We start from the raw sequence: 25,995 nt of genomic DNA on the forward strand, positions 1-25,995 counted from the left end.
GAACAAAATACCATTTGAGAGGTCATCTATGTGGGCGGTGTTGACCGCGACATGGAGGCTTCAGATGTCAATTGGTACAATCATTCTGATCATTCTGATCATCGCGCTGCTGGGCGGCTTCAGCGGCGTTGGTGGCGGGCCGTTTTACGGGACCGGCTATTACGGCGGTGGCGGCCTCGGCCTCGTGATTGTTATTCTGCTGATTCTTATTTTGATGGGACGAATTTAGCTTTTCGCAATGCATTCGCCCCGCTGAAGCGGGGCGAATGGTTTTTCGGCATATTCTCTCAGCCAAGAACTTTGTACTTCTTCAGCCAAGCCTGCATCTGCATCCAGGCGTCGTCGGCAGCTTCCTTGCGATAACTTGGACGATAGTCCGCGTGGAAGCCGTGCGGCGCACCGGGATAAATTTTGAAGTCAGCGGTCTTGTTGGCTTTAGCAAGGGCTGCCTTGAGTTCTTCGACCTGCGCGACAGGAATGCCCTGATCAGCTTCGCCATAAAGACCAAGAACCGGGGCCTTCATCTCGGGCGCAAGCTGCATCGGGCTCTTTGGCCAAAGCGGATTGGGCGCGTCGACAGGCGGACCATAAAAAGCCACGCCTGCCTTCAAAGCCGTGCTGTGCGCAGCGTATTCCCAAACACTCCGTCCGCCACGGCAGAAGCCGATCATGCCCAGGCGGCTCGTATCACCACCTTGCGATTTGGCCCATTCCACGGTGCTGTCGAGATCCGACAGCAATTCTGAATCCGGCTTGGAATTGACCATTGGAATGAGTTTAGACATCTCAGTGACCTTGGTGAGGTCGCCCTTGCGGAAATAATAGTCCGGCGCCACCGCGAAAGCACCGAGCTTGGCAAGCCGTCGGGTCACATCCTTGATGTATTCGTGCAGACCGAAGATCTCCATGGCCACCAGCACCACGGGCGGATTCTTCACGCCCGCCGGCCGCGCGAAGTAGGCCGGCATCTCGTCGCCTGTGACCTTGATTATAGCAGTTCCGGCTTCGAGGCCATTGGTGTCCGTGGTGATGACATCGGCGCGGACGGGACCTGCGGCCAACGTGTAGCCTGCCGCTGCGGCAGCCGACGCCGTCATGAAGCCGCGGCGAGAGAGTGGCGCAGTTTTGGTCAATCCGATGATATCGGATGTGAGAATCGGGGCATCGGTCATTCGTGTCTCCGCGCGTGATTGCGACGTTGGTGGGACAGTGGATCGCGGCGAGAATCATCATCTCTCGTGGAGCAGCCAATTCACAATCACTTGATGCATTTCAGATGAAGGCGAGGAAACTTCCCGGTTGTTCAACCGTGATCGTCATCACGTTGTCTTGGAAGGCCGCGAGAGAACAGCCGCAATTTGCGGAGCATTGAAGCTCCCAACGAAAAGGATCAAGAACATGATGGCACATTCATTCCGGTGTTTGGCCGCTGCGGCGACTGTTGCAGCTTCATTAGCAGCCGCGCCTTTTGCTCAGGCGCAAACGGTGTCCGCCCCGCAGGCTGGGAGCGCCACCGCAACGGCCGACAATGCAATCATGCTGACGGTGTTCCTGAAGCACGATCAATCGCGCCCGCTGGCTGAATTGAATGCCCAGCTTGCCAAGCAGGGCTTTTACAAGGCGTTTCCGCCTGCCGGCATGGAAGTAGTGAGCTGGACCGTGGCCATGGGAATCGGCCAGATCATCACGCTTAAGCTTCCTGCATCGCGTATTCGTGAAGTAAATCGCGTGCTGGAAGATACCGCTTGGGGGAGTTATCGGACGGAGTTTTATCCGACCTATGACTACAAAGCCGTCGGTATGGCGGAGCATGAAAAAGCGTTGAAGTAACGTGGGTCATCGGTAGCCACCAGGAACTGTGTCGCTGGTCTCGCGTTATTTTGGCAGGAGGACGAGCACCATGCGAACCTTTTTGGGAATGATACTCGGCTGCATGCTGACTATTGCAGTCGTTTATATCCATGACTCGATGGCCACATCGACAGTCGCCAGCGGCAGCACTGCAGGGACGTCACGCCAGATCGTGAACTGGGACGTCGCTGCCAGAGAGTGGGGACAGGTCAAAGAGAATGTCCACACCACTTGGCTGAAGTTGAAAGCGAACACTGGTTAGATCAAGAGCTGACTGAAAAGGCCCGGCGAGCTGCCGGGCCTTTTTGCATGTCGTATTGGATTGCTATTTTTTCTCAAGCATCCGAGTGGCACGCGACTCGATCATCGCTTGTGCGCCATGGGCGAGACCGGCGAGCAGCCACGGCAGCAGGACCTCGATCTTCACGTGGTCTTCGGCCACATCCACCGTTCCGCTCGCTTGCTGCTTGAGGGCAGTGACGCGGAACGCGAGGCGGTTACCGCTCCAGATCTCTTCGTTGACCTGGAGAACCTGCGCGTATTGTGAGCGCACACCGCCGAGACCGGCCTTTAGGCGGCGGGTCGCTTCCTCCTGTCCCAGCTTATGCGGAATAGAAACGATCAGGGGCTTGGCCATGTCAGCCTTTGGTTCTCGGGATGAATCTCAATTGCCAAGACGCACGGAGGCCGCGTTGGTTCCCTTCTCGGCGTCGCGAAGGAACGCTAAAAGCAGATCGACGACCTTCTCGGGCTGCTCCTGCTGAACCCAATGCCCAGCGCCGTTGACCAGATGGCAGCCGATCATCCGTGTGCAGGCACGTTCCTGCATGGCTTCGAAAGCTCCGGGCTTCTGATATATGCCCCAATCACTGGCCCCTGCGACAAAGCAGGAGGGCACGTCGATGGTGCGGCCCGAAAAGAGTTGGAGTTCAAGAGTAAAGGCGTTGCTGGTGCCGCAGCGATACCATTGCAGTCCGCCCTGAAAGCCGGTTCGCTCATACTCGGAGCTGTAAAATTGTAGCTCAGCTTCGGGCAACCATTCACACGCGGCAATGTGCTTGGCGGAGGGCATCTGGCGGGCGACCATTTCCGCCATGCCGGCATCGCGATCCATCACGTAGTAGTCCGGCAGCCTCGCAAGTTCTCCGGCTGACCACGATTCGAGCCGGGTGGGCTTGTTGTCCGACCAGTCCGCGCTCTTGTGATGATAGTATGCGCGCAGGAAGGCATGGAGGCCTTGCGGGCAATTCCGCATGTTGTCATTGGCTTCGCGCGTTGAGTAGAACCACTGATAGTGCTTGCGGGGCCGAGGCAAGGCCGCAAGCTCGTCATGAATACGATCCGGCGCCGTCTGCTTTGTCTCGTTAGCAGTGTTGAATGGAATGCTAGGTGGCCCGGCAAACGGTGCGCTCATCAGCGCGACCGAGCGGAACACATCAGGCCGGACGAGTGCGCACCATGCTCCCACGGATGATCCGAAATCATGCCCGACCACCGCGGCGACCGATCGAATGCCGAGCGCGTTGACCAGACCCAACGCGTCTCGAACCAGATTCAACATGCGAAATGAAGCCAGATCCCCGTCGTAGTTTGGGTCCCATCCGGTCGTGCGGCCATAGCCGCGCTGATCCGGCGCGATCACATGGAAGCCGGCGTTGGCCAAAGGCACCATGACCTTGCGCCAGCTATAGGCCAGCTCAGGAAAACCGTGCAGCAGCAGAATGCTCGGGCGGTCTGGCGTCTCGAAGCCAGCTTCCAGCACATGCATGGTCAGGCCATTGATGCCTGGAATGGTCCGCGAGCGAATGCCCGGCGGCAGCGGGATATCCTTGGGCGGGCGTTCAGTTGAGACTTCTAGTTGCATAGCTTGCCGATCGAATGAGGGAGTCTTAACCGCGGCGCGTGCCGATCGCGGTGCGATCAAGCCGATAGACGCGGCGGGCATTGCCTTCGAATACTTTCTGCCTGTCATCATCGGAGAGTGCTAGGGCGTCGATATACTTCTTTGTGTCGTCGAACGAGCGCCCGGTCTGGGGATCAATCCCGCGAACCGCGCCCAGCATTTCCGAGGCAAACATGATGTTGTCGACGGGGACGACTTTGAACAGCAAATCGATTCCGGGCTGGTGATAGACGCAGGTGTCGAAATAGACGTTCTTGAGCAGAAGTTCTTCCAGCGGCGGCTTCTTCATATCCTGTGCAAGTCCGCGATAGCGGCCCCAATGATAAGGCACTGCGCCACCACCATGCGGAATGATCATTCGCAGCGTCGGGAAATCCTTGAACAGATCCGACGTCAAGAATTGCATGAAGGCGGTCGTGTCTGCGGCGATGTAGTGCGCCCCAGTGCCGTGGAAGTTCGGATTGACGGACGCGCTGACGTGAACCATCGCAGGTACGTCGAGTTCGACGAGCTTCTCGTAAAGCGGATACCACCAGCGGTCGGTGAGCGGTGGATCGGTCCAGTAGCCGCCGGACGGATCGGGATTGAGGTTCATGGCCACAAAGCCATAGGATTTCACGCAGCGCTCCAGCTCTTCGATGCAGTTGTCCGGCCGGACGCCTGGTGACTGCGGCAATTGTCCGACGCCGATGAAATTGTCAGGCATCAGGGTGGAGATGCGGTGGATGAGCTCATTCGACACCCGCGACCAGTCGGCGCTGGTCTCGGGTGTGCCGATGTGATGGCTCATTCCGGCGGCGCGGGGTGAGAAAATCGTAACGTCGGTGCCGCGCTCTCGTTGCAGCTTCAATTGAGGCTGGACGCTCTCGCGCAGCTCGTCGTCGCTGATTTTGACGCTGTCGATCAACGGCTTGGGTGATGAATCCTTTAGTGCCGCGATCTGCGCCTGACGGAAGGTCAGCAGAGCCTTCGGCTCGGTCGTGTAATGGCCATGGCAGTCGATGACGAGGGACTTGGCGGCCGGCTGCTGGGCAAAGGCAGGAAAAATAGCGGTGCTTGTGCTCATCGCGGCAAGCGCACTTGCGCCTTTCAGCCAGTCACGTCTGGACAATTCCATTGCGTCATCTCCCATGTCGCGCTTCTTCGAGCTTTCAGACAGTGTGAGATGTGGCGGACGTTCTGTCCAGCACAGGACATACAAGAGCAATGCAAAACTAGTGTGGCGGTTCAGAAGTCCGCATCATTTGCGCGGCGAGTCCGGAATGCGGACTTCTGAACCAAAGCCACACTAGATCAATAATTTACTAGTGTCCTTCGATTCCGAAGTTCGCAAACGAAGGTGCCGCGGAAAAATGCGAACTTCGGAATCGGGACACTAGGGAGGCCTCATCACCTTTCGCGTTGCTCGTGATCGGCGGCAACGCGAAAAGCTATGATCCCTAAGCTTTGCCGATGGCGCGGCGACGCTCCGGCTCGGCTTCGGGCTCGTCCACAGGGGGGACCTGCATCAGAATGGTCTGGCTGCCGCTGCTGGCGATTTCGATGCCAAGCTCCTTGAAACGCCGCATCATGCGCCGGTTGAATTCGCGCTGGACCGACCAGCGGCCTGAATCCGTGCAGCGGATCTGCCCGACAATGGTCGCCATCGAGCCATCCACCTTGTCGACGCCCCATAGCTCCAGATCGCTGCGCATCAGGTGACGATACTCTGGCTCATGCCGCATCTCGGCGGCGATGTCCTTCAGGATCTGGCCCACGCGATCGGTGTCTTCCTTGTAGGGCACATTGACGCTGACAGACGCGTTGCCCGCACCGCGGCTGTTGTTGGTGACGCTGGTGACGGCGCTGAACGGCACGATGTGCACGGCGCCATCGCCCGCCCGCAGCCGAATGGTGCGGATCGAGAGGTTCTCGACAACGCCGGTGAGCCCAGACACCGTCACGGTGTCGCCGACCTGCACGACGTTCTCCAGCAGTAGGAACAGTCCGGTGATCAGGTCCTGCACCAGCTTTTGCGATCCAAAGCCGACCGCGATGCCGACGATACCGGCACCTGCCAGCAGGGGCGCGACGTTGACACCGATTTCGCTCAACGCCGTCAGTGCGACAACGGCGATGATAACGGTCAGCAGTGCCGTGCGAAGCATCGGAAGGAAGGTTCGCAAGCGTGCGGCGCGCGCGAAATGGCCGTCATGGGTCAGCCGTGTCAGTTGCTGGTCGAGCAATGCGTTGCTGACTTCCCACACGGCTGCGGCGATCAGCGCCGCGATGCCAATCGTGACGACGGCCGAGAGCAGGCGGCCGCCGATCTGGCCGGCGGAGAACCAATAGATCGCATCGATACCCCAGACTTCCAGCAGCGCGACGATACCGATGGCGGTGACGATGTAAGAGACGATTTTGCGCAACATCGGCAAATAGCGATTGGCGCGGGTCTCGATGCCCGGAAAGCGCTCGACGATGTCTTCCGGCACACGGAAGATACGATCGATCGTGCCCAGAAGGACGATCGACATCAGGCGGGCGATCAGGATCACCGCGATGGTGCCGACGACATATTGGAACAGCAGCGAGTAGCCGTTCTGGATTCTGAGAGCCCAAACAACCCACAGACCCATGACAAGTGCGATGGCGATGTAGTGCCAGAAGTGGGCGAACCGGTTGCGCATTGCGGCCATCAGGCCGTCGCGGCCATCTGCACGGATCCACTGAGCAACGGGCCGGCGACACTGCAGGATCACAACGACGATCAGCAGATGAACCGTCAGCACGACAAGCCGCAGCAGCGCGAAATATCCTGGGCGGTAGAGGCCGAGCAGCAGTGCGACGTTAGCAAGCGCGATGCCGAAGACGCCAACAGTGGCGATGCGTCGGACCCAGATTTCAATATAGGCGGCGGTCTCACCGCGAATGGTGAAGATGCTAAGCTGTCCGGATGATACCAATGTCCGTGCGATGCATATGATGACTCGTCGCAGGACATAAGCGTTCACGATCGCGAGGACCACCAGCCGTGACGTCGCCTCCTCGCCGATCTGCGTGCCAAGCAACATGTTGCCGACGGCGGCAAAGGCGATGACCGGTAACAACTCAAGCACAAGAGCGCCGATCACGAATGGCAGCCGCATCAGTGCTTGCCATGCATGAGTCAGCTTGATCCGTCGCTGGCGGGTCTGCACCGCGGCTTCCGCTGGCTCAGCGGGTAAGGAAGCGATTTCGTCCTGGGTCAGAGTGGGCGTTATGGTGGTACGCGCGGAATTCGGGATGCGCGCATCAAGCATGGAAATCGGCTTGCGCACGGCGCGTTGGACCAGCCATTCAACGGCCAGGGCGGCCCCCAACACGAGTGCAAGTTTCCAGGCGATGTCGAGCAGAAGATCGTAGGTGGCCGGATTGGTTGCACTGTTCTGCAGCCAGTACCATAGCAGCGGGAAATGCGTCACAGTGTTCGCGGCCGCTGCGACCTGGGTCGAAATCGAGCCGAGCTGCTCGGACACTTGCAGAAGCAGTTGCGCGCCGAGACCGTCCGAATCCACCGGCACGATTGCGGGCTTTTCGGCTGGGGCAGGTGCTGGCGCCGGGGTGGGTTGCGCGGCCTGAGATTGAGAGGGCTGAGGCTTGGCATTGGCAAGCGCACGCAAGGTGTCAATGAACTGCGCACGCTTGGCATCATCCTGCAGGGTCTCCAGCGCACGCCGTGCTTCGTCGGGCGTCAGGGGGCTGGCTGTCGGCGCGGCAGAATGCGCTGCCGTGGGCGGGGTGGGGGACTGTGCAGTCGCCTGACCGGCGAACGCTAAAAGAGCAAGCAAAACAGCTGGGATCGACCTGAAAACCACGAGTACCCCTCAGAAGAGATTTTTCGCTGTCCCGTTATGTCTGAAATTGGCTGATTCGGCGGCGCTGGTTTGGCATTTCTGAAGATTCGGCGATACTGGGCGCAGGTCGCATATCGGAAAATGCCTTGTTGGGGCGAATTCAGATGTGCCTCGCGGAATGGATCTTGCAGTGTTTGGAGCGCGTGAATTTGGGGCAAGCGGGAACTGATCCCGCGATAGTGCTGAACGGAGCCGATACATGATTAAAAGCTTGAGATGGCCACTCGTCCTGGCCGGTGTGCTGCTTTCCTTTGCGGCGCAGGCGGACCCCTGGCCATCAAAGCTCATTAAAGCTGTCATTCCCTATGGTGCGGGAAGCGCGACGGATGTTGTGCCGCGCATGATCCTCGAACGCGTCTCCGCCGAGCTCGGCCAGCCGATCGTGATCGAGAACCGCACTGGAGCCGGCGGCACCATTGGTACGGCGGCGGTGGCACGTGCGGAGCCGGATGGCTACACCATCCTGGCCCATTCGTCCGCCTACACGATCACGCCGTCGATCATCGCCGATCTTCAATACGATCCTGCGAAGGATCTCACATCGGTGCTGATGATGGGCTACAGCGCCAATGTCATGATCGTCTCGCCGTCAAAGCCGTGGAAGACGATTCAGGAGTTTGTCGCGGCCGCGAAGCAGAAGGGCTCGACGATCTCGTTCGGTTCGGTCGGCGTCGGCACGGCGACGCATATCAGCGCCGAGAAATTTCGTCTCGCCGCTGGTATTGAGGCAACGCACATTCCGTATCGCGGCGGATCGGAAGCCATCACTGACATTCTCGGTGGCCGGATCGATTTTTATTTTTGCCCGCTCGCAACAGCTCTTCCTCTGATCCGCGAGGGACAGGTTCGAGCGCTTGTGGTGTCTACAGCTAAGCGCGTCGCCGATCTTCCCGATGTGCCGACGCCGCTGGAGGCGGGATACAAGGACGCGGACAGCGCAATCTGGTTCGGCATCTTCATGCCGTCGAAAACGCCACGTGATGTCATCGATAAATTTCACGCTGCAGGCATCAAGGTGCTGGCCGATCCCGCCATGCAGGCGAATCTGAAGCGTCTGGGTGTTGATCCATGGCCGCTGACCACCAAGGAAATGGACGAACTCGTCGGGCGTGAACTAGTGGCCAACGCAGAGCTCGTTAAAGCGGCAGGGATAAAATAAAAGCAAAAGAGACGAATATTTGCGGATTATTAATACTGAATCGGCCCGCTTAATGCGGGCCGATATTTTTATGATAGTATTTATCCATGATCAGGCTCGTGACAGTTGCTTCGGTGCTGTCGTCGAATACCGGTCCAGCACCGGTCATCGACACGAAGGACGATTCTGCCGCGACCTACTGGGCATCCAAGCTAAGGGTTTCACCCGAAGACATCGCTGCCGCCGTGGCAAAAGTCGGTCCTTCAGTAGCGGCAGTACGCAGATATCTCGGCAAATAGGATCGACGCTGGCGTTCTCTTAAGCGGGTCAGCGATAGTAGTAATCGCGGATGTTCCGACGGCGCGGTGGTCGATTGAGCATAAGAGCCAGCGCAAAACCAACAGCACCTGCCACGAGCAGCGCGCCGAGCGGTTGTTCCTTCACGGTCGATGCGACCGCACGGCTGCCTTCTTTATAGTATTCGCTGCCGGTATCCATCGCATCCTTGGCGAAATTGCTTGCGGCTTCGCCTGCATCACGGGCGACGTCTTTGGCTTGACCGTAGAGATTCTGCGCAACGCCAGATGCTTCTCGTACGCGGCCGGAAGCCTCGCGTGCAGCATCGCTTGTGGCGCGGCCAAAAGCACTCTCGACTTTGCCTGCTGCATCGTTTGCGGCGCCTGTAATTCTATCTTTGTCCATGGATCGTCCTCCTGATCTGGAGAGCTAACGGCCGTCATGCCGCGGGGTTCCGTCGAACGATCAAATCACCAGTGTGCCGCAGATGTTGTGAAGCGGTTCCTGCAACCTCGTGGGGCCTGCGCGGTTGGTACCGTAAGCCGCCCAAAGAAAATGCCGCCATCCAATCTGATGACGGCACTCGTTCATTGAGAGTTTTATCTGCTTCAGCTTTTGATGAACGCGAGCAGGTCGGCGTTGATCGTTTCAGCCTCGGTTGTCGGCATGCCATGCGGAAAACCTTTGTAGGTTTTCAAGGTGCCGTTCTTCACCAGCTTGGCGCTCAGCGGACCGGAGTCTGCATAAGGCACGATCTGATCGTCATCTCCATGCATCACCAGAACCGGAACCGTGATCTTCTTGAGATCCTCGGTGAAGTCGGTTTGCGAGAAGGCGACGATGCCGTCGTAGTGCGCCTTGGCGCCGCCCATCATTCCTTGCCGCCACCAGTTTTGGATGATGGCTTCCGAAGGCTTCGCGCTGGGACGATTGAAGCCGTAGAACGGCCCGGCCGGCAGATCGCGGTAAAACTGTGAGCGGTTCGCGGCGAGCTGTGCCTGCAGGTCGTCAAAGACGCTCTTCGGCAAGCCGCCGGGATTGTTGGGTGTCTGAACCATGATCGGCGGTACGGCGCTGATGAGTACAGCCTTGGCGACCCGGCTTTCGCCGTGACGTCCAATATAATGCGCGACCTCTCCGCCACCGGTCGAGTGGCCGACGTGCACTGCGTTCTTAAGATCAAGGTGGGTGGTCAGTGCTGCGAGATCGTCGGCATAGTGATCCATGTCATGACCGTCTCCGGTCTGGGTGGACCGGCCGTGGCCACGCCGATCATGAGCGATCACGCGGAAGCCCTTGTTGAGGAAAAACAGCATCTGGGTGTCCCAGTCATCAGCCGAAAGCGGCCAGCCATGACTGAAAACGATCGGCTGTCCGGAGCCCCAATCTTTGTAATAAATTTCGGTACCGTCTTTGACTGTAATGCTTGGCATCTCAATGTCCCCTTTACTCACTCGGCAAACCCGGCGGGTTGGAATGTAGCGGATGCTCGTGGCATTTGCGCGACCACTATTAGCCGCAGGTCGGGGGAAAACTACTACTCTCACGAGACCGACACTCGTCCTGTTTTTGAAAATTCAAAAAGAAACGGCAGCATTGCTGCCAATGCTGCCGTTTCGCTCAAGTCGTTTCGCTTAATCAGCCGTGAAGCTTCTTCGCTGTTTCGGCAATGGTCTTGCCCTGGTAGCGCGCGGCGTTGAGTTCATTCTCGCTGGGCTGACGGCTGCCGTCACCGTCCGTGATCGTCGTCGCGCCATAAGGCGAACCGCCGGTCACTTCCTTGACGCCCATCTGGCCGGCGAAGCCGTAGTTCAGGCCGACAACCACCATGCCGAAGTGCAGAAGGTTGGTAATGATCGAGAACAGTGTGGTTTCCTGGCCACCGTGCTGTGTGGCACTCGATGAAAATGCGCCACCGACCTTGCCGTGCAGTGCGCCCTTGGCCCACAGGCCGCCGGCCTGATCGAGGAAGTTCGCCATCTGCGAGGTGATGCGGCCAAAGCGGGTACCGGTGCCGACGATGATTGCATCGTAATTTGCAAGATCCTCGATTTTTGCGATCGGCGCTGCCTGATCCACTTTGTAATACGATGCCTTCGCGACCTCGGCCGGAACGAGTTCAGGCACGCGCTTGATGTCGACGGTCGCGCCGGCTTCGCGTGCCCCTTCAGCGACGGCATTCGCCATTGCTTCGATGTGGCCGTAAGCCGAATAATAAAGAACGAGAACCTTGGTCATTGTAGTCTCCATTTGCGGATTGGGGAGTTCGGTTGTGATGCGAGAGAAAGGTGCTTGAGATTCATCCGCCGTCACGGCTGCACGTTGCGTACAGCTGACGACAGAAAATTGAGGATCACGCGGAGTCGACCATCACGATTTCGGAATCTTCCAGTGCCGTGATCGTCAGGTTTGTTTCGTTCGCGATTGCGAGGCCGTCGCGGGCATTGGCGCGAACACCATTGACCTCGACGGTGCCTGCTGCAGGCACGAGATATCCCTTGCGGCCGTTCGCAAGGGCATACTCCGCGCGCTCGCCGGCCTTCAGTGTCGTGGCGAGCACACGTGCATCAGCGCGGATCGGAAGCGCGTCCGTGTCAGAGTCAAAGCCGCTGGCAACCGTCACGAGTTTGCCGGAGCGATTGGCCTTCGGAAATGGTTTCGCGCCCCATGTCGGCTGGCCGCCGTCTTTGGTCGGCTCGATCCAGATCTGAAACAGCGTCGTCTTCACCGGTTCGAGGTTGTATTCGGCGTGTCGGATGCCCGAGCCCGCGCTCATCACCTGAACGTCGCCGGCTTCGGTGCGTCCCTTGTTGCCGAGGCTATCCTGATGTGTGATCGCGCCCTCGCGGACATAGGTGATGATTTCCATGTTGGCATGCGGATGGGCGGGAAAGCCGGTGTTGGGCTCGATCTCGTCGTCGTTCCAGACGCGCAGCGCGCCGTGGCCCATGTTGTTGGGATCGTAGTGGCTGCCGAACGAGAAGTGATGCTTGGCCTTCAGCCAACCATGGTCAGCGCCGCCAAGCTTATTGAAAGGACGAAGTTCAATCATTGGATTGTCTTTCTTCGCTGGGGAGGGAGAGCAAGCCACGCGAGTCTCGCGTGGCTTGATTGAGTTTGACGTCAGGCAAGCACGCCACCGTCGACGTTGAGAACGGTGCCGGTGACGAAGGACGCACCGGGGCTTGCAAGGAAGACCACGCCTGCGGCGATCTCTTCCGGCGTACCGTAACGTTGCAGAGCATGCAGCGCGCGTTGCCCGTCAGCTTGCTCGCCATCGGCTGGATTCATGTCGGTGTTGATCGAGCCCGGCTGCAGGACGTTCACCGTGATGCCGCGGGGGCCGAGATCTCGCGCTGCGCCTTTCGAATAGCCGACGATCGCCGCTTTGCTGGCGGTGTAATCGGCCAGTCCCGGAAACGAGGCGCGGTCTGCAAGGAAAGAACCGATGGTAACGATGCGGCCACCTTCGCCCATAATTTTCGAAGCCGCGCGGATCGCCGTCACCACGCCGTTGACGTTGATTGCATACTGACGATTGAAGGCTGCGACATCGCTCTTGGGATCATCGACTGCGCCACCGACAGCCACACCCGCATTGTTGATGAGAATATCGAGGCCGCCGAATTGTGCGGCAACGTCCCTGATCAGTTGTTCGACTTCTGTCGGCTCCGCTTGATCAGCCTTGAAGGCTTTTGCCTTGACGCCCTTGGCCCGCAAGTCGCGGACAACGGCTTCAGCCTTGTCCGGGGATGACGTGTAGCTGATGGCGACGTCGGCGCCTTCATCAGCCAGGGCTTTGGCGCTTGCCGCACCGATGCCGCGAGAACCGCCGGTGACGAGAGCAACTTTCCCTTTGAGTGTCTTGGTCATGGAATTTCTCCGTGAGCTCGTTGCTGTTGTTCGATAGCGGTATGGATATGTTCTTCGGGGTGGTGCATAAATAGAAACTATTGAAACTCATTGTTTCCAAAAATGAGCTCAACAGGAGTGGACATGTCACGGCTACCAGACTTCGAGGGACTGGCGATCTTCGCGAAGGTCGTGGAAATGCGGTCGTTTGCGGGAGCGGCGACCGAGCTGGCGTTGTCCAAGGCAACAGTGTCCAAAGCGGTCACTCGCCTGGAGGAGCGTCTTGGTGCGCGGCTGTTCAACCGGACTTCGCGGCAACTGGCGCTGACGGATGCAGGACACAGATTGTCGGAGCGGGCCGCGCAGCTACTTGCGGATGGAGAAGCCGCAGAGAACGAAGCGCTCGCGCAGTCGGTGGTGCCACGCGGGCTGGTCAAGCTCGCGGTTCCGATGACCTACGGTGTGAAGGTGATCGCGCCGCTTCTGCCGGAGTTTCTTGCGACTTATCCTGAGGTGTCGATTGATCTGCACCTCAGCGACGCAACCGTCGATCTAATCGGAGATGGCTTTGATCTCGGGGTGCGTATCGGCAGTTTGCCGGACTCATCACTTGTGGCGCGCAGGCTGGCCCCCATGCCGCGCCACACCGTCGCCGCGCCGTCGTACCTGAAGACATACGGACGGCCGACGCACCCCATGCACCTCGCGCAGCACAAATGTTTTGCATATGCCTATCTTTCGACCGCCAGCGCCTGGCACTACACCAACGCTGCGGGCGACGAAGCCTCGGTGCGTCCGTCAGGGCAGTTGCGTGTCAACAATGGCGAAGCGTTGCTTGACTCGCTCATTGCGGGATTGGGCATTGCCGATCTGCCGGACTTTATCATCGGTGAGGCGCTGGCGTCCGGTAAGGTCGAAGCGATCCTGAAAGACTGGCGGCAACTGGAAGGTTCGGTGCATCTGGTCATGCCGCCCGGTGGTCCCCGTCCTGCGCGCGTGGAGGTACTCGCGGACTTTCTGACGAAGCATTTATCAGGTGGTTCTATGCGTAAGCGCCGCTAGTGTCCCGAATCCGAAGTTCGCCTCATCGTGCAGCGCATTTCATAGCGAACTTCGGATTCGAAGGGACACTAGCAATCTATGATTCTAGTGTGGTTTTAGGTTCAGAAGTTCGCTTGAAGGACTCGCTGGGAAACGAAGCGAACTTCTGAACCACCACACTAGCCAGCACTAGCTCCTAAAGCTAGGTTGCCCCCTCAATTCTGAAGGTTCCATCTCATGCGCAATTTTACGACACCATCCCGCTCGGTAGCGGTGGGCGAACGCGGCATGGCCGCAACCTCTCATCCGCAGGCAACGCTTGCCGCCCTTGATATTCTTAAAGCGGGTGGCAATGCGATGGATGCGGCCATCGCCGCTGTTGCGTTGCAGGGCGTGGTGGAGCCGCAGATGACCGGCGTCGGCGGCGATTGCTTCGTACTTTATTCGCCCAAGGCGGGCACGCCGGTGGCGCTGAATGGATCTGGCCGGACGCCGGCGAAGACTGATCTCGCGACAGCGATGGCGAAGGGGGCGAAGGATCTCGCGCCGACGGCGACCGAGGGCGTCACGATTCCGGGCGCGATCGACGCTTGGTGTAAGCTCGCCGCCGCTCATGGTAGCAAGTCGCTCGAAGAAATTCTCAAGCCCGCGATCGATGCGGCAGAGAATGGTTTTCGCGTTACGCCGCGCGTCGCCGCTGATTGGACGAAGTTCAAAGCGCGGCTTGAAAGCAATCCCAGCGCGAAAGAGCATTTCCTGCCGGGCGGCGTGGCTCCAGCCATCGGCGATAAGCGCAGTCAGCCCGCTCTCGGCAAAACGTTGCGCCGCATCGCCCGCGAGGGCCGTTCGGCCTTCTATGAAGGCGAGGTGGCCGAAGAACTGGCCGCTGTGCTGCAAGGGCTGGGCGGTGTGCATGCTGTTGAAGATTTCGCGGCGCATGTCTCGGAAGATGTGACGCCGATTTCGACGAAGTATCACGGCTACGATGTTCTTGAATGCCCGCCGAACGGGCAGGGACTTGCTGCGCTGATGATTCTGCGCGTGCTCGCTGGATATGACATCAAATCGTTGGCGGAGGTGGACCGCGTTCATCTGCTGTCCGAGGCGACCAAGGCTGCCTATCGTGCGCGCGATGCGTTCTTCTGCGATCCTGCTCATGGCAAGGTCGATGCCGCGCACTTCCTCTCAGATGACTACATCGGCAGGATCCGCAGCAAGATCGATATGAAGCGTGCGAGCAGCGAAGCCGACTGGGACGACATCGAACACACCGATACTGTGTACGTGACCGTGGTGGATCGGGATCTGAATGCAGTCTCGTTCATCAACTCGCTGTTCAATCCCTTCGGCAGCGGCATTTATGCGCCGAAGTCCGGCGTGCTGCTGCACAATCGCGGTTATGGTTTCAGGTTGAAGCCGGGACATCCAAATGCGCTCGCTCCCAACAAGCGGCCAATGCACACCATCATTCCCGGCATGGTGATGAAGGATGGACGCTGCCAGATGCCGTTCGGCGTGATGGGCGGTCACTATCAGGCAACAGGTCACGGTAATTTCTTGTCCAACGTGTTCGATCTCGGCATGGATATTCAGGCCGCGTCCGAGGCGCCCCGGTCCTTCGACTTCGATGGCGTTCTGTCTCTGGAGACGATCTTTGGAAAGAATATCGGCGAGGAACTTGCCGCGCGTGGCCATAACGTGAGCTGGTCGGATTCCGCTCTTGGTGGTTGTCAGGCGATCTGGATCGATCACGAACGTGGAGCACTCTTGGGCGCAAGCGACCACCGCAAGGACGGCGTCGCGCTCGGCCTTTGACGTTTTGCTCTCGGCCTCTCGCGCATCCAGCTTCGGCTGGATGTGCAAGATGCTTTAGCCGCGTTTATATGCTGCCGTACTTCATGAAGAAGCACCGCCTTTCTCCAGCATAGTTGTGGCATCGCCATGTTTTGCCATCTTCGCTGGGTGTCGCCTGGTCGAAGGGAACTAGCTCCTTAAAGCGGGTAAGCCAGATTCCATCGGGCCGTACCTGAACTTCCTCGGAACTCAATTGCTCGCAATCGCTAGGGCCGCAGCAATGGACTCCGTCGGAACCTCTGTACGCCCCTTCGGCGATCCAGTTCGGTCGCCCTTGCGCATCATGAGCAAAACTGACGCGGGTCAACAAACCCATCGCCAACGCTAAGAAAATGATTGAACGCATCACATCACCTCCTTCAAGGTGTATGCGAAGCATCAATCATGCCAAATGAAAGGCAGACCGGGCAAGGCAGGACTCTGAGCTACAACTTTTTTTGAAGCGTTGCTGCGATGCTTCTAGTCCGTTAGCTCCCGGCAATTCCTGGCAGGTCCGCCAACGTGGCGATGCGATAATCGGGTTCCCAGCCGTATTCGTCCATTTGCATCCGCAATGCCTTGAACATCGACAATGGTCGAACAAGATTTGCCTTCTTGAACTCACTCGCCATCGCTTGTGGCGTCACGCGTTCAATCCAGGCGACGTTGAGTCCGAACGCCTTGGCGCCGCATGCATCGAACGGATTGGAGGATACGAACAGCACCTCATGCGGCTTCACGCCGAGGTTCGTTTCGATCAGCATGTAAGTTTGCGGATTTGGTTTGTAGGTCTTCGTCGAGTCGATGCTGATCGTTGAGTCAAGAATTTTGTCGAGGCCGGTGTTATGGACCAGTGCATTCAGCATGTCTGTGCTGCCGTTTGACAGGATCGCGAGCTTGCGGCCCTTCAACGCAGCGAGCGCATCTTTGGCGTCGGGATAGAGATCGAGGTGGACGTATTTGTCCATGATGCGATCGAAGACGGCATCATTGAAAGAGAGGCCGATGGTGCGGAGCGTGAAGACCAGCGACTGACGGGTAATGACGGAGAAATCTTCGTAACGTCCCATCAGCGAACGCATCCAGGTATATTCGAGCTGCTTCAGTCGCCATATCTGGCTGATGAGCTCACCATAGCCGGGAAACGCCTCATCAGTGACTGAGGCCACCGATTGCACATCATAGAGCGTGCCGTAAGCATCAAATACAACTGCCTTGATCGTCATTCGGTCATCCATCCGGGAAAATTGCGCGGGCGGATACTAGTCGGGGACGTTGGACAAGCAACCGATGAAAACTCATGGAAGGCCGTCGATCTGGCCCGGTCGATAGGGGAATTGTACGTCGTTAGGAGCTATTTCACCAATTTCAGCTAACACACTGGACTGCATAGAAACCGCTTATTCTTTTCGTTCTTTTCTCCAGGAAGGTCCTCCATGTTCGGTAACTTGCGAATTTCCTCCAAGCTCCTGATCATGGTCGGCCTGTCAGTCCTCGGTATCGTTGTTGTCGCGGGCGTCGGCCTCTCGGAGCTCAAGGAGAATTTGCTGGAGGATCGCAAAGCGAAGCTTCAGGACCTTGTGCTTCTCGCCCGTCAGGCGCTGGAAAACGACTACGAGACATCCCGCAAGGCCGGGCTCTCGGAACAGCAGGCCGTTGAAAAGGGCAAGGCGCTGTTGCGCGGCTTTCGTTTCGGCAAGGACGATTATTTCTACTCCTTCAGCAAGGAAGGCGTTCTCCAGTCGCATCCTAATCCGAAGGTCGAAGGCAAGAACCTCTACGCCGTACCGGACTCGGATGGTGTATTTTACACCCGGACGCAGATCGAGCTGGCGGCCAAGGGCGGTGGCTTCGTGGCCTATCGCTTCTTAAAGCCGGGTTCGGATCAGCCCATGCCGAAGATTTCCTATGCCGTCGAGTTCAAGCCCTATGGATGGACCGTTGGTGGCGGCATCTATCTCGACGATATTGATGCGATCTTCTGGTCTCAGGTTATGCAGATCGGTGCGATCGTTGCGGTCACGCTTCTGCTGGTTGTCGGCATGTGTCTGCTGCTCGGCCGCAGCATTGTGCGGCCCATTACCGCCATGACTGCTGCGATGCGCAAACTCGCCGATGGCGAGACGGCGACCGTAATTCCGGCTCAGGAGCGCCGGGACGAAGTAGGGGCGATGGCTCAGTCGGTCCAGGTCTTCAAGGACAATATGATCGAAGCGACGCGGCTGCGTGGCGAACAGGACAATGTGAAGAGCCATGCCGAAACGGAGAGAAAAGCTTTCCTCGGCAAGATGGCCGACGACTTCGAGATGGGCATCCGCAGTTCGCTCGACGCGGTGGCGGGAGCGGCTACCGGTATGCGCTCGACATCCGCCAGCATGACGGCCACCGCTGAGGAGGCGAGCCATCAAGCTACGAGCGTGGCCGCCGTTGCAGAACAAGCCTCAGCCAATGTGCAAGCCGTCGCCGCGGCCACCGAAGAACTGTCTTCGTCAGTTTCCGAAATCGGGCGTCAGGTCGCTGAATCAACCCGCATTGCCGGCCAGGCAGTGGGCCAAGCCAATCGAACCAATGTGACCGTACAGGGCCTGTCAGCGGCGGCGCAAAAGATCGGTGATGTGGTCAAATTGATCAGCGACATCGCCGGGCAGACCAATCTTCTCGCGTTGAACGCGACCATCGAGGCCGCCCGCGCGGGCGATGCCGGAAAGGGCTTCGCCGTGGTTGCGAGCGAAGTGAAGTCGCTCGCCAGCCAGACCGCGAAGGCAACGGAAGAGATTTCCGCGCAGGTTGCAGCCATGCAGGGCGCCACCACTGAGGCCGTTCAGGCCATTGAGGGCATCGGCGGAACGATCGGGACGATCAACGAAATCGCCACGGCAATCGCATCGGCTGTCGAGCAGCAGGGCTCGGCAACCCGGGAGATCGCCCGCAATGTCCAGGAGGCCGCGCAAGGCACCAGCATGGTGTCGAGCAATATTATCGGCGTGAATAGCGCGGCCACCGAGACCGGCGCTGCGGCGGGGCAGGTGCTTGTGTCCGCCGAGCAGCTGAACGGTCAGGCTGCGACTCTGCGCGCGGATGTCGATCGTTTCCTCGCCAATATTCGCGCGGCATAAGCGGACCATCGCTAAAACCTTCGATGGACTGCATGGCCCGCTAAGGTATGGGCTTACGGAATAGCCCGATCAGCGTTTGTGCGCCTCCCAGAGTGTGCTAGTCACACCGCATAAAAAATAAAGCCTGGGAGGTTAGGAATGAATCGGCGCGAGATTCTCAAGGCCGGGGCGGCGCTGCCGCTGTCGCAATTGGCGTGGCCCGCATTGTCTGGAAGTGCGCAAGCACAGGCGGTCTGGCCAGCGCGCACCATCACCATGATTGTGCCTTTTCCGGCGGGCGGCCAGGCGGACTTAGCCGCGCGTCCCGTTGCAGCTGCGCTGGAAAAGATCGTCGGAAAACCTGTGATCGTTGATAACCGGGCGGGCGGTGCTGGTGGATCCGTCGGTAACGCAGCCGCCGCACGTGCGGAGCCGGATGGCTATACGCTGTTGATGACGCTGTCCTCGCTGGCTGTCTTGCCGGAAGCGGATCGGCTGTTTGATCGTCCGGTCGCCTATGAAGTTTCGCAATTCGCGCCGGTTGCGCGTGTGCTTGCTGATCCGACCATGCTCGCCGTTCCTGCTTCCGCTCCCTGGAAGACGGTGGAGGATTTCGTGGCAGACGCGAAAAAGCGGCCTGGTGAGATTCCTTACGGTTCATCGGGACCGTACGGCACGCTTCACATTGCGATGGAAATGTTTGCCGCCAGCGCAGGCATCAAGCTGCTGCACGTGCCTTTCCGCGGCGCAGGACCTGCATTGACAGGGCTGCTCACTGGTACCGTGCAGGCAGTCGCATCGGCACCCGGTACACTCCGAGCGCAGGTTGATGACGGAAAGATGCGGGTATTGGCATGTTGGGGCGCGCAGCGCGTAGCAAGCTTCCCGGATACACCGACCTTCCAGGAGCTTGGTTACAAGGACGTGGAATTCTACATCTGGGCCGGCCTGTTCGCGCAAAAGGCTTTGCCTGAGCCGATCATGACCAAGCTGCGGGATGGCATGCGTGAAGCCGTGCTGGCGCCGGAAGTGAAGAAGACGTTCGAGACAGCTGGAAGTCCGGTTGCTTATATGGATGCGCCGGAATTCGCCAAGTTCGTTGAAAGCGACAGCGCGCGCCTGATCGCGGCCGTCAAAAAAATCGGTAAGGTCGAGTGATGCTCGACGTCAATGCAAGTCGTTTGTTCCCTATTAGCACTGAGTGGAATCCAAAATGAAGTTTGCTTCGTTCTCTCATCAAGGCGCGACTCATATCGGCGTGGTTGACGCCTCCACCAGCCGCGTGCGGCCGCTCAACGGCGTCACCGGCATGGTCGATTTGATCGCACGCTACGATCAGATCAAATCATCGCTGAAGTCGGATGGTGCTGATATCGCGCTGTCTGACGTGAAGCTGCTGGCCCCGATTGCAACACCAGCCCGCAATATCATCTGTGTCGGCAAGAACTACGGCGAACATGCGCGTGAGTTCTCGAATAGCGGCTTCGAAGCCGGTGCCGTAAAGGGCGCGGAGATCGACGAATATCCCGCCGTGTTCTCGAAGGGACCCAACACCGTTGTTGGTCCTCACGACAACGTGGATCTTCATGCGAAGATGACCTCAAGCGTGGATTACGAAGTCGAGCTGGCGGTGGTGATTGGCAAGGGCGGCCGCGACATTTCAAAGTCGGATGCCTATAGCCATATCTTCGGCTACACGATCGTCAACGACGTGACAGCCCGCGACCGGCAGAAGAATCACAAGCAATGGTTCCTCGGCAAGACGCTCGACACGTTCTGTCCGATGGGACCGTGGATCACCACGAGCGACGAGCTCGATCCGGAAAATCTTGATGTCAAATGCTGGGTCAATGGTGAGCTGCGGCAGAACGCCAACACGCGCGACCTGATCTTCGACATTCCGACACTGGTGTCGACGATTTCCGCAGGTATGGCCCTGGTGCCGGGTGACATCATTGCGACCGGCACGCCGGCCGGTGTTGGAATCGGCTTCAATCCGCCGAAATTCCTGAAGTCCGGTGACGTCGTCGCGATGGAAATCTCGAAGATTGGCCGGATCGAGAACAAGTTCGTCTAAGAATTTCCGGCGCAGTCCTGGTGAATTAGGACTGCGCCGGAGCGGCGATCTCGCTGACGTCGACCCATTCCGCGTGCGTCAGTTCGGCCATACGCTGTGGTGAAATGCGCACCGCGCTGTTGAGCGAGCCGGCCGCAGGCACAACTTCCGCAAACTGTTTCAGTGAAATATCGCAATAGACCGGCAGCGGCGTTTTCAGTCCGAACGGACATATCCCGCCCACCGGATGTCCCGTTGCATCGAGTGCCTCTTCGGCGCTCAGCATGCGCGGCTTGCCGCCGAATACGGTACGCGCCTTCTTATTATCGAGCCGCGCGGTCCCGCACGTGACCACCAGGAGCACGCGGTCGCCGACGCGCAGCGACAATGTCTTTGCGATCTCCGCGGGCGTGACGTCGAAGGCCTCCGCCGCCAGAATGACGGTGGCGGAACTCTTGTCCGATTCAATCACGGAAATGTCGGGTGCGGTTTCTGCAAAGAACGCGCGAACCGATTCGATGCTCATGCTTTGTCCTGTCAGGAAGAATCCCGCGCGAACCGCGGGTGAGAAGGCGCAGGAGACCTAGCATGGCACGAACCGCTCGCAAATCGGCAACCCGTACGACGACGCGCAGGTCAGCTCCACGGAAGGGGCGGAAGACATCGTCCGCACGCAAGAGCGCAAAGCGCCCCGTTCGCAAATGGTCGGGCCACGTCACCGCGACGAGTGATGCGCTGGATCTCAAGAAAAATGTATTCAACCTCGACAGCCCGAAGGCCATCGCCCGGTCGCTGAAACGATCAGCCGAACAAAGCCATCGCCGCAAGAGCGATCCGTATCGTTCGGCGATGTCGATGCTAGTGTTCTACATCAACCGCGCCGGAAAGAATTTGCCGGCGACCCGCAAGCGCAAGCTCGAGGCCGCTAAAGGCGAACTGCGCAAGGCTTTCGGCAAAGCGAGCTAGAGCGTTGTCGAGCGAAGTGGTTACCAGCTCTAGGGTCTGTATGATCCGCTTGCGGCTGTTTGCGTGCGGATATCCTGCGCGGTCCGCTTCAAGGCGACCAGGTACCGCTGCTTGGCTTCGTCCTCGGTCATGGTGCCTGAGATCGTATTGATGCTGACAGCCGCGACAACGTTGTTGCTATGGTCGCGCACCGGCACACTGATGCCGCAGATGGCGGGATCAAGTTCGCCATCGATCCATGCATAGCCCTGCGTATTGATGCGATCGAGCTCGAGGCCAAGAGCCAGCGGATCCGTAATCGTGCGGGGGGTCACCGCTTTGAATTCGGTTGTATTCAGATAGTGGGAGCGCTGCTCCGGCGGTAAAGCTGCGAGAAGAACGCGGCCCAGCGAGACCAAATGCGCGGGCAGGCGGCTTCCAATCCCGAGGTTGGACGAAAGAATGCGTCGTGCCGGCAGGCGCAGCACGTACACGATCTCGCCTTCATCCAGCACCGCAAGCGCGCAGGATTCATTGATCTCGTTGCGCAGATCTTCCAGTGCGCGTTGCGCATAGCCCCAGTAGGGCAACGCATTGAGATAGGCCAGTCCCAGTCCGAGCGCGCGCGGACGAAGGCTGAAATATCGGCCCTCGGCCTCGCAATATTTCAACGCAACAAGTGTCGCGAGAATGCGTCGTGCGGTGGCACGCGTGAGACCGGCAGCGGCTGCAGCTTCGGACAGCGTGTGCCGTCCTGGTGGCTTCCCCAGTGCCTCAACAATCGAAAAACCTCTGGCGATTGCGCGGACGAAGCCATCGCTTTCCTTGGCCATGAAATTCCAACCTTCCACGATGCGCCCTTGTCAGCGCTGAAATGATCTGTCCATATTGTTCGTAAGGCGATTAAAAAGTTCGCTAAACGAACAATATGCGGGAGATCGGAATGGCGCAAGCCCAAGTTTTCGAAACTGACTTTTGGAAGGACGCCAACCTGCGGAAGGTATGGGACGACATCATCCCCGGCGAACCTCGCGAGACCATTCCCTATGTGCTGACCAAGGAAGCCATCCAGCTTTATTGCCGCTCGGTCGGCGAAGATCACCCGTTGTATTTCGACGAGGCTTACGCAAAGACGACGCTCTACGGCGGCCTCATCGCGCCTCCGTCAATCCACATCCTGTTGATGTTCGCGTGCACCCCGGCCGATGACTGGATGCGGACCCCCGGCACGGTCAATGCGGGACAATCCTGGAGCTACAACATCCCTGCACGCCCCGGTGACACGATCACCCTGCAGGCACGAGCACTCGACAAGTTCATCAAGCGCGAACGGCTATTCGTGGTGCACGACAATGTCTTCTTCAATCAGCACGGCGACGTCATTTGTTCGGGCCGTGGCCAGACCATCCGCCCGATGTAACCCGTGATGTGAAGAGGAGATTGATCATGACACAGACATTCGACAGCCTCTCGACCGGCGACAGTATCGATGGCCCGACCTTCGCAGTCTCGCGTGAATCCATCCGTTTGTTTTGCGACGGCTCACTCGATTACAATCCGCTACATCTCGACGACGAATATATGAAAGGTAATTTCGGCCGGACCAATTTCGGCGGCATCATTATGCACGGCATGAACAACTTTGGATTGATCACCCGCATGATCACTGATTGGGCCTATCCGCAAGGAGCCGTTCACCGCCGCCTCGAAACCCGCTGGGTCAAGCCGGTGAAGCCGGGCGATACCATTCAGCCGGTTGGTATCATCAAAGCGAAACAAATCACGAAGAATTCACGCTGGGTTCTGCTTGATGTTCTGGTACGGAATCAAAACGACGAAAAGGTCGCGACCGGCGAAGCCATGGTCGAGTTCCCGCGTAGTGTTTGAACATTATTCGTAAGGCGTTTTCAGACGAGAGGCCGAAGGAACGGCTCGGAAAGGTATCTTATACTTCCAGGGAGAATTTGAGATGGCACGTTCTCAGAACGCCATTGTTGTATTTTTGCTATCGTGTTTTGCGATGATGACAACTGGCGTTATGCCAGTACGGGCGCTGGATTCCCTGCCAAGTTCGATCAAAATCATTGTGCCTTTCCCCGCCGGGGGTACCACCGACATCCTCGCGCGGTTTGTCGCCCAGTATTTGGGCGACAAACTCGGTGTCACCACCATCGTCGAAAATCGCCCCGGTGCGTCAGGTGTCATTGGCTCGGAGATAGTTGCCAAGTCGCCGAATGACGGCAGCGTACTGTTGCTGACGGCGACCCACCACGTCATCAATCCAAGCCTCTATCGGAAGCTGCCCTACGACACCCAGAAGGAGTTCTCTCCGATTGCAGTCGTTGCATCCGCGCCGAACGCGCTGGTCGTGACCCGCGGATTTCCGGCCAAGACCGTTGCAGAACTAATCGCAATGGCGAAGAAAGAACCGGGCAAGCTCTCATTTGGCTCCGCCGGCATCGGGGGCGCCAATCATCTCTCCGGTGAACTGTTTAAGCAGATGGCCGGCGTCGACATCATGCACATTCCCTACAAGGGTGCGGCGCCGGCGATGAATGATCTGATCGGCGGCCACATTCCGATGATGTTCGACACATTGCCGACAGTGCTTCCAGCCGCTGCTGCGGGAAACATCCGCGTGCTCGCGGTCACAAGTCTGACACGTGCCGCTTCGCTGCCGGATGTTCCGACTCTTGATGAAGCAGGTGTGAAAGGTTTCGAGGCCACAGCCTGGTTCGGGCTTTATATGCCAGCGGCGAACAACAATGCGGCTTACGGCAAACTTGTTGTTGCGATGAAGGAGATCCTTGCCGCGCCTGCCACACGCGAGAAATTCGCTACGCAAGGTGTGGAGCCCGGTAAGCTCGCCGGCGCCGATTTCGTAGAATTCGTCGATGCCCAGATCAAGAAATGGGGCGCGGTGGTGAAGACCGCCAATGTACCGCCGCAGTAATTAGCTCGAAAATCGTCAGTCCAAAGGTGTGTCGGCTCCGCCACGCGTCGTCACGCCAGCCTTTGCGACGATGTGCGGGTTCGGGCCGACGACGTCTTTAGCTAGTCCGACCATTTCGAAAAGCCGGATGGTGAGAAAGGTCGTGTCAAATTCCCACCACTTATGGCCATGGCGAGCGGATCGTGGATCGGCGTGGTGGTTATTATGCCAACCCTCACCGTGCGCCAGCAGACCAATGAAGACGTTGTTTCTGCTGTCCTCGTCGGTCTGGTAATTTCGGTAGCCCCACAGGTGGGTCACGGAATTGACGGCCCAGGTCTGGTGCCAGACGAATACCGTTCGCACGAACACGCCCCAGACCAACAGGCTCAAGCCGAATTGACCGGCTTCCGCAAACGTACCTCCCATTAGAAGTTCGGCGAGGGCGCCTAGCCCGAAAAAAACGAGCCATTGGGCAAGGATGATCTTGAGCTGCAGGAAGTTACGTTCCATGGCTGCGTAAAATGGATCGCGCAAGATGTCCTTGGCATAGCGATCGTAGATACCGAGCCGGTTGAGTTCGGGATTCTTCACGACCACCCACCCGATGTGGCCCCATAGGAAATTGACCAAAGGGCTGTGCGGATCAGGTTGGTCGTCGGCATGCTGATGATGGCGGCGATGCACTGCGACCCAGCGGGCCGGGGTGTCCTGGACGCAGCAGATCGCGATCACCGCGAGGACGTGCTCGAACCATTTAGGGCACTTGAAGCCGCGGTGAGTCAGTAGCCGGTGGTAGCAGATGTTGATTCCGAGCAGGCCTGACAGCCGCGCAGTAACGATCGCAACAATCACGCCGGTCCAACTGAAATACCAAGGGACGAAGGCGAGCAGGGCTAGCAGGTGATAGAGCACAATCACTGAGGCGATCGGCCAGTCGACCTTTTGCAGAATCACCCCGACAGGCAGCGGCAGGCGCCGCCGTGAGCCCGAGGAAGAGGGCAAATCGGCTTGTCTAAGTTCAGTTTTCCCAAGTACAGCGGCCTTTGAAGCCGTCGGATGATCTATCGTCATATCGGCGGTCACTGGCCCTGGCTGGGTCCCTGTCTGGAAAGCTATTGCCTGTGTATCCGAAGCGCCGCACGAGATGAAGGCATTAAGGATTGGTCGCTCCATT

General features: G+C 58.5%; 29 protein-coding genes. 14 read left to right on the forward strand and 15 right to left on the reverse strand.

Annotated features, from left to right (window positions below; genetic code table 11):
* Positions 1-64: 64 nt before the first annotated feature.
* Positions 65-229, forward strand: coding sequence for a DUF3309 family protein (locus tag ACZ5C3_RS03885; RefSeq protein WP_011315652.1), 165 nt, complete (start codon positions 65-67; stop codon positions 227-229).
* Positions 230-287: 58 nt separating this feature from the next.
* Here the strand turns inward: ACZ5C3_RS03885 and ACZ5C3_RS03890 are convergent, their stop codons facing one another.
* Positions 288-1,097 (reverse strand): dienelactone hydrolase family protein, encoded by an 810-nt coding sequence (locus tag ACZ5C3_RS03890; protein WP_464038251.1) that lies wholly within the window; start codon positions 1,095-1,097, stop codon positions 288-290.
* Between the two features lie 304 nt (positions 1,098-1,401).
* Between ACZ5C3_RS03890 and ACZ5C3_RS03895 the strand changes: the two genes are divergently transcribed.
* Together ACZ5C3_RS03895 and ACZ5C3_RS03900 are read left to right on the forward strand one after the other, a co-directional pair.
* The gene (locus tag ACZ5C3_RS03895; RefSeq protein WP_464038252.1) at positions 1,402-1,830 is read left to right on the forward strand and encodes a hypothetical protein; all 429 of its coding nucleotides are present in this window, start codon (positions 1,402-1,404) and stop codon (positions 1,828-1,830) included.
* Between the two features lie 70 nt (positions 1,831-1,900).
* Complete coding sequence (locus ACZ5C3_RS03900) at positions 1,901-2,113, forward strand: hypothetical protein (protein WP_464035410.1); 213 nt, start codon at positions 1,901-1,903, stop codon at positions 2,111-2,113.
* A gap of 63 nt (positions 2,114-2,176) precedes the next feature.
* Here ACZ5C3_RS03900 and ACZ5C3_RS03905 read toward each other — a convergent pair whose 3' ends face one another.
* From ACZ5C3_RS03905 to ACZ5C3_RS03920, 4 genes are all read right to left on the reverse strand, one after another.
* Positions 2,177-2,488: a polyhydroxyalkanoic acid system family protein gene (locus ACZ5C3_RS03905; RefSeq protein ID WP_464044536.1), complete on the reverse strand. Its 312-nt coding sequence runs from the start codon at positions 2,486-2,488 to the stop codon at positions 2,177-2,179.
* A gap of 27 nt (positions 2,489-2,515) precedes the next feature.
* On the reverse strand, positions 2,516-3,715 hold the full coding sequence (locus ACZ5C3_RS03910) for an alpha/beta fold hydrolase (protein WP_464035412.1): 1,200 nt from the start codon (positions 3,713-3,715) through the stop codon (positions 2,516-2,518).
* A 25-nt stretch (positions 3,716-3,740) separates the two neighbouring features.
* A complete protein-coding gene (locus ACZ5C3_RS03915; protein WP_464044777.1) occupies positions 3,741-4,820 on the reverse strand; it encodes an amidohydrolase family protein in 1,080 nt (359 codons plus the stop codon).
* Positions 4,821-5,193: 373 nt separating this feature from the next.
* Positions 5,194-7,590 (reverse strand): mechanosensitive ion channel domain-containing protein, encoded by a 2,397-nt coding sequence (locus ACZ5C3_RS03920; RefSeq protein WP_464035414.1) that lies wholly within the window; start codon positions 7,588-7,590, stop codon positions 5,194-5,196.
* A 238-nt stretch (positions 7,591-7,828) separates the two neighbouring features.
* Between ACZ5C3_RS03920 and ACZ5C3_RS03925 the strand changes: the two genes are divergently transcribed.
* Positions 7,829-8,788, forward strand: coding sequence for a Bug family tripartite tricarboxylate transporter substrate binding protein (locus ACZ5C3_RS03925; protein WP_464035416.1), 960 nt, complete (start codon positions 7,829-7,831; stop codon positions 8,786-8,788).
* Positions 8,789-8,874: 86 nt separating this feature from the next.
* Positions 8,875-9,066, forward strand: a complete 192-nt coding sequence (locus ACZ5C3_RS03930) for a DUF3606 domain-containing protein (RefSeq protein ID WP_464044537.1) — start codon at positions 8,875-8,877, stop codon at positions 9,064-9,066.
* A gap of 28 nt (positions 9,067-9,094) precedes the next feature.
* Here ACZ5C3_RS03930 and ACZ5C3_RS03935 read toward each other — a convergent pair whose 3' ends face one another.
* From ACZ5C3_RS03935 to ACZ5C3_RS03955, 5 genes are all read right to left on the reverse strand, one after another.
* A complete protein-coding gene (locus tag ACZ5C3_RS03935) occupies positions 9,095-9,469 on the reverse strand; it encodes a CsbD family protein (protein ID WP_464035419.1) in 375 nt (124 codons plus the stop codon).
* Between the two features lie 203 nt (positions 9,470-9,672).
* Positions 9,673-10,497: an alpha/beta fold hydrolase gene (locus ACZ5C3_RS03940; protein ID WP_464035421.1), complete on the reverse strand. Its 825-nt coding sequence runs from the start codon at positions 10,495-10,497 to the stop codon at positions 9,673-9,675.
* Between the two features lie 205 nt (positions 10,498-10,702).
* A complete protein-coding gene (gene wrbA / locus ACZ5C3_RS03945; protein ID WP_464035422.1) occupies positions 10,703-11,302 on the reverse strand; it encodes an NAD(P)H:quinone oxidoreductase in 600 nt (199 codons plus the stop codon).
* 115 nt (positions 11,303-11,417) lie between these two features.
* Positions 11,418-12,116, reverse strand: a complete 699-nt coding sequence (locus ACZ5C3_RS03950) for a pirin family protein (RefSeq protein ID WP_464035424.1) — start codon at positions 12,114-12,116, stop codon at positions 11,418-11,420.
* Between the two features lie 71 nt (positions 12,117-12,187).
* A complete protein-coding gene (locus ACZ5C3_RS03955) occupies positions 12,188-12,937 on the reverse strand; it encodes an SDR family NAD(P)-dependent oxidoreductase (RefSeq protein ID WP_464035426.1) in 750 nt (249 codons plus the stop codon).
* A gap of 123 nt (positions 12,938-13,060) precedes the next feature.
* Between ACZ5C3_RS03955 and ACZ5C3_RS03960 the strand changes: the two genes are divergently transcribed.
* The gene (locus tag ACZ5C3_RS03960) at positions 13,061-13,978 is read left to right on the forward strand and encodes a LysR family transcriptional regulator (protein ID WP_464035427.1); all 918 of its coding nucleotides are present in this window, start codon (positions 13,061-13,063) and stop codon (positions 13,976-13,978) included.
* Positions 13,979-14,194: 216 nt separating this feature from the next.
* Complete coding sequence (locus tag ACZ5C3_RS03965) at positions 14,195-15,772, forward strand: gamma-glutamyltransferase family protein (protein WP_464035429.1); 1,578 nt, start codon at positions 14,195-14,197, stop codon at positions 15,770-15,772.
* 64 nt (positions 15,773-15,836) lie between these two features.
* On the opposite strand, the gene ACZ5C3_RS03970 is transcribed toward ACZ5C3_RS03965, so the two are convergent.
* Together ACZ5C3_RS03970 and ACZ5C3_RS03975 are read right to left on the reverse strand one after the other, a co-directional pair.
* Complete coding sequence (locus tag ACZ5C3_RS03970; protein WP_464044538.1) at positions 15,837-16,157, reverse strand: hypothetical protein; 321 nt, start codon at positions 16,155-16,157, stop codon at positions 15,837-15,839.
* A 121-nt stretch (positions 16,158-16,278) separates the two neighbouring features.
* Positions 16,279-17,016 carry a haloacid dehalogenase type II gene (locus tag ACZ5C3_RS03975; protein ID WP_464035431.1) on the reverse strand — a complete coding sequence of 246 codons (738 nt, stop codon included), beginning with the start codon at positions 17,014-17,016 and terminating at the stop codon, positions 16,279-16,281.
* A gap of 210 nt (positions 17,017-17,226) precedes the next feature.
* Between ACZ5C3_RS03975 and ACZ5C3_RS03980 the strand changes: the two genes are divergently transcribed.
* From ACZ5C3_RS03980 to ACZ5C3_RS03990, 3 genes are all read left to right on the forward strand, one after another.
* Entirely contained in the window at positions 17,227-18,906 is a 1,680-nt protein-coding gene (locus tag ACZ5C3_RS03980) for a methyl-accepting chemotaxis protein (protein ID WP_464044539.1), read from the forward strand.
* A gap of 138 nt (positions 18,907-19,044) precedes the next feature.
* Entirely contained in the window at positions 19,045-20,043 is a 999-nt protein-coding gene (locus ACZ5C3_RS03985) for a tripartite tricarboxylate transporter substrate binding protein (RefSeq protein ID WP_464035437.1), read from the forward strand.
* A gap of 55 nt (positions 20,044-20,098) precedes the next feature.
* A complete protein-coding gene (locus tag ACZ5C3_RS03990; RefSeq protein ID WP_464035439.1) occupies positions 20,099-20,962 on the forward strand; it encodes a fumarylacetoacetate hydrolase family protein in 864 nt (287 codons plus the stop codon).
* 25 nt (positions 20,963-20,987) lie between these two features.
* On the opposite strand, the gene ACZ5C3_RS03995 is transcribed toward ACZ5C3_RS03990, so the two are convergent.
* Positions 20,988-21,467 (reverse strand): YbaK/EbsC family protein, encoded by a 480-nt coding sequence (locus tag ACZ5C3_RS03995; protein ID WP_464044540.1) that lies wholly within the window; start codon positions 21,465-21,467, stop codon positions 20,988-20,990.
* 62 nt (positions 21,468-21,529) lie between these two features.
* Between ACZ5C3_RS03995 and ACZ5C3_RS04000 the strand changes: the two genes are divergently transcribed.
* On the forward strand, positions 21,530-21,907 hold the full coding sequence (locus ACZ5C3_RS04000; protein WP_464035442.1) for a DUF3175 domain-containing protein: 378 nt from the start codon (positions 21,530-21,532) through the stop codon (positions 21,905-21,907).
* Between the two features lie 29 nt (positions 21,908-21,936).
* Here the strand turns inward: ACZ5C3_RS04000 and ACZ5C3_RS04005 are convergent, their stop codons facing one another.
* Positions 21,937-22,719: an IclR family transcriptional regulator domain-containing protein gene (locus tag ACZ5C3_RS04005; protein ID WP_464035444.1), complete on the reverse strand. Its 783-nt coding sequence runs from the start codon at positions 22,717-22,719 to the stop codon at positions 21,937-21,939.
* Between the two features lie 110 nt (positions 22,720-22,829).
* Here ACZ5C3_RS04005 and ACZ5C3_RS04010 point away from each other — a divergent pair, with 110 nt between their 5' ends.
* The 3 genes from ACZ5C3_RS04010 to ACZ5C3_RS04020 all read left to right on the forward strand — a co-directional run bounded on the left by ACZ5C3_RS04010 (position 22,830) and on the right by ACZ5C3_RS04020 (position 24,839).
* Entirely contained in the window at positions 22,830-23,306 is a 477-nt protein-coding gene (locus ACZ5C3_RS04010) for a MaoC family dehydratase (RefSeq protein ID WP_464035445.1), read from the forward strand.
* Between the two features lie 26 nt (positions 23,307-23,332).
* Complete coding sequence (locus ACZ5C3_RS04015) at positions 23,333-23,773, forward strand: MaoC family dehydratase (protein WP_464035447.1); 441 nt, start codon at positions 23,333-23,335, stop codon at positions 23,771-23,773.
* Positions 23,774-23,906: 133 nt separating this feature from the next.
* On the forward strand, positions 23,907-24,839 hold the full coding sequence (locus ACZ5C3_RS04020) for a tripartite tricarboxylate transporter substrate binding protein (protein WP_464038254.1): 933 nt from the start codon (positions 23,907-23,909) through the stop codon (positions 24,837-24,839).
* Between the two features lie 15 nt (positions 24,840-24,854).
* Here ACZ5C3_RS04020 and ACZ5C3_RS04025 read toward each other — a convergent pair whose 3' ends face one another.
* Positions 24,855-25,823, reverse strand: a complete 969-nt coding sequence (locus ACZ5C3_RS04025; protein ID WP_464035449.1) for an acyl-CoA desaturase — start codon at positions 25,821-25,823, stop codon at positions 24,855-24,857.
* Between the last annotated feature and the right edge of the window lie 172 nt (positions 25,824-25,995).

This window comes from Afipia dichlorophenoxyacetatis (assembly GCF_055386385.1).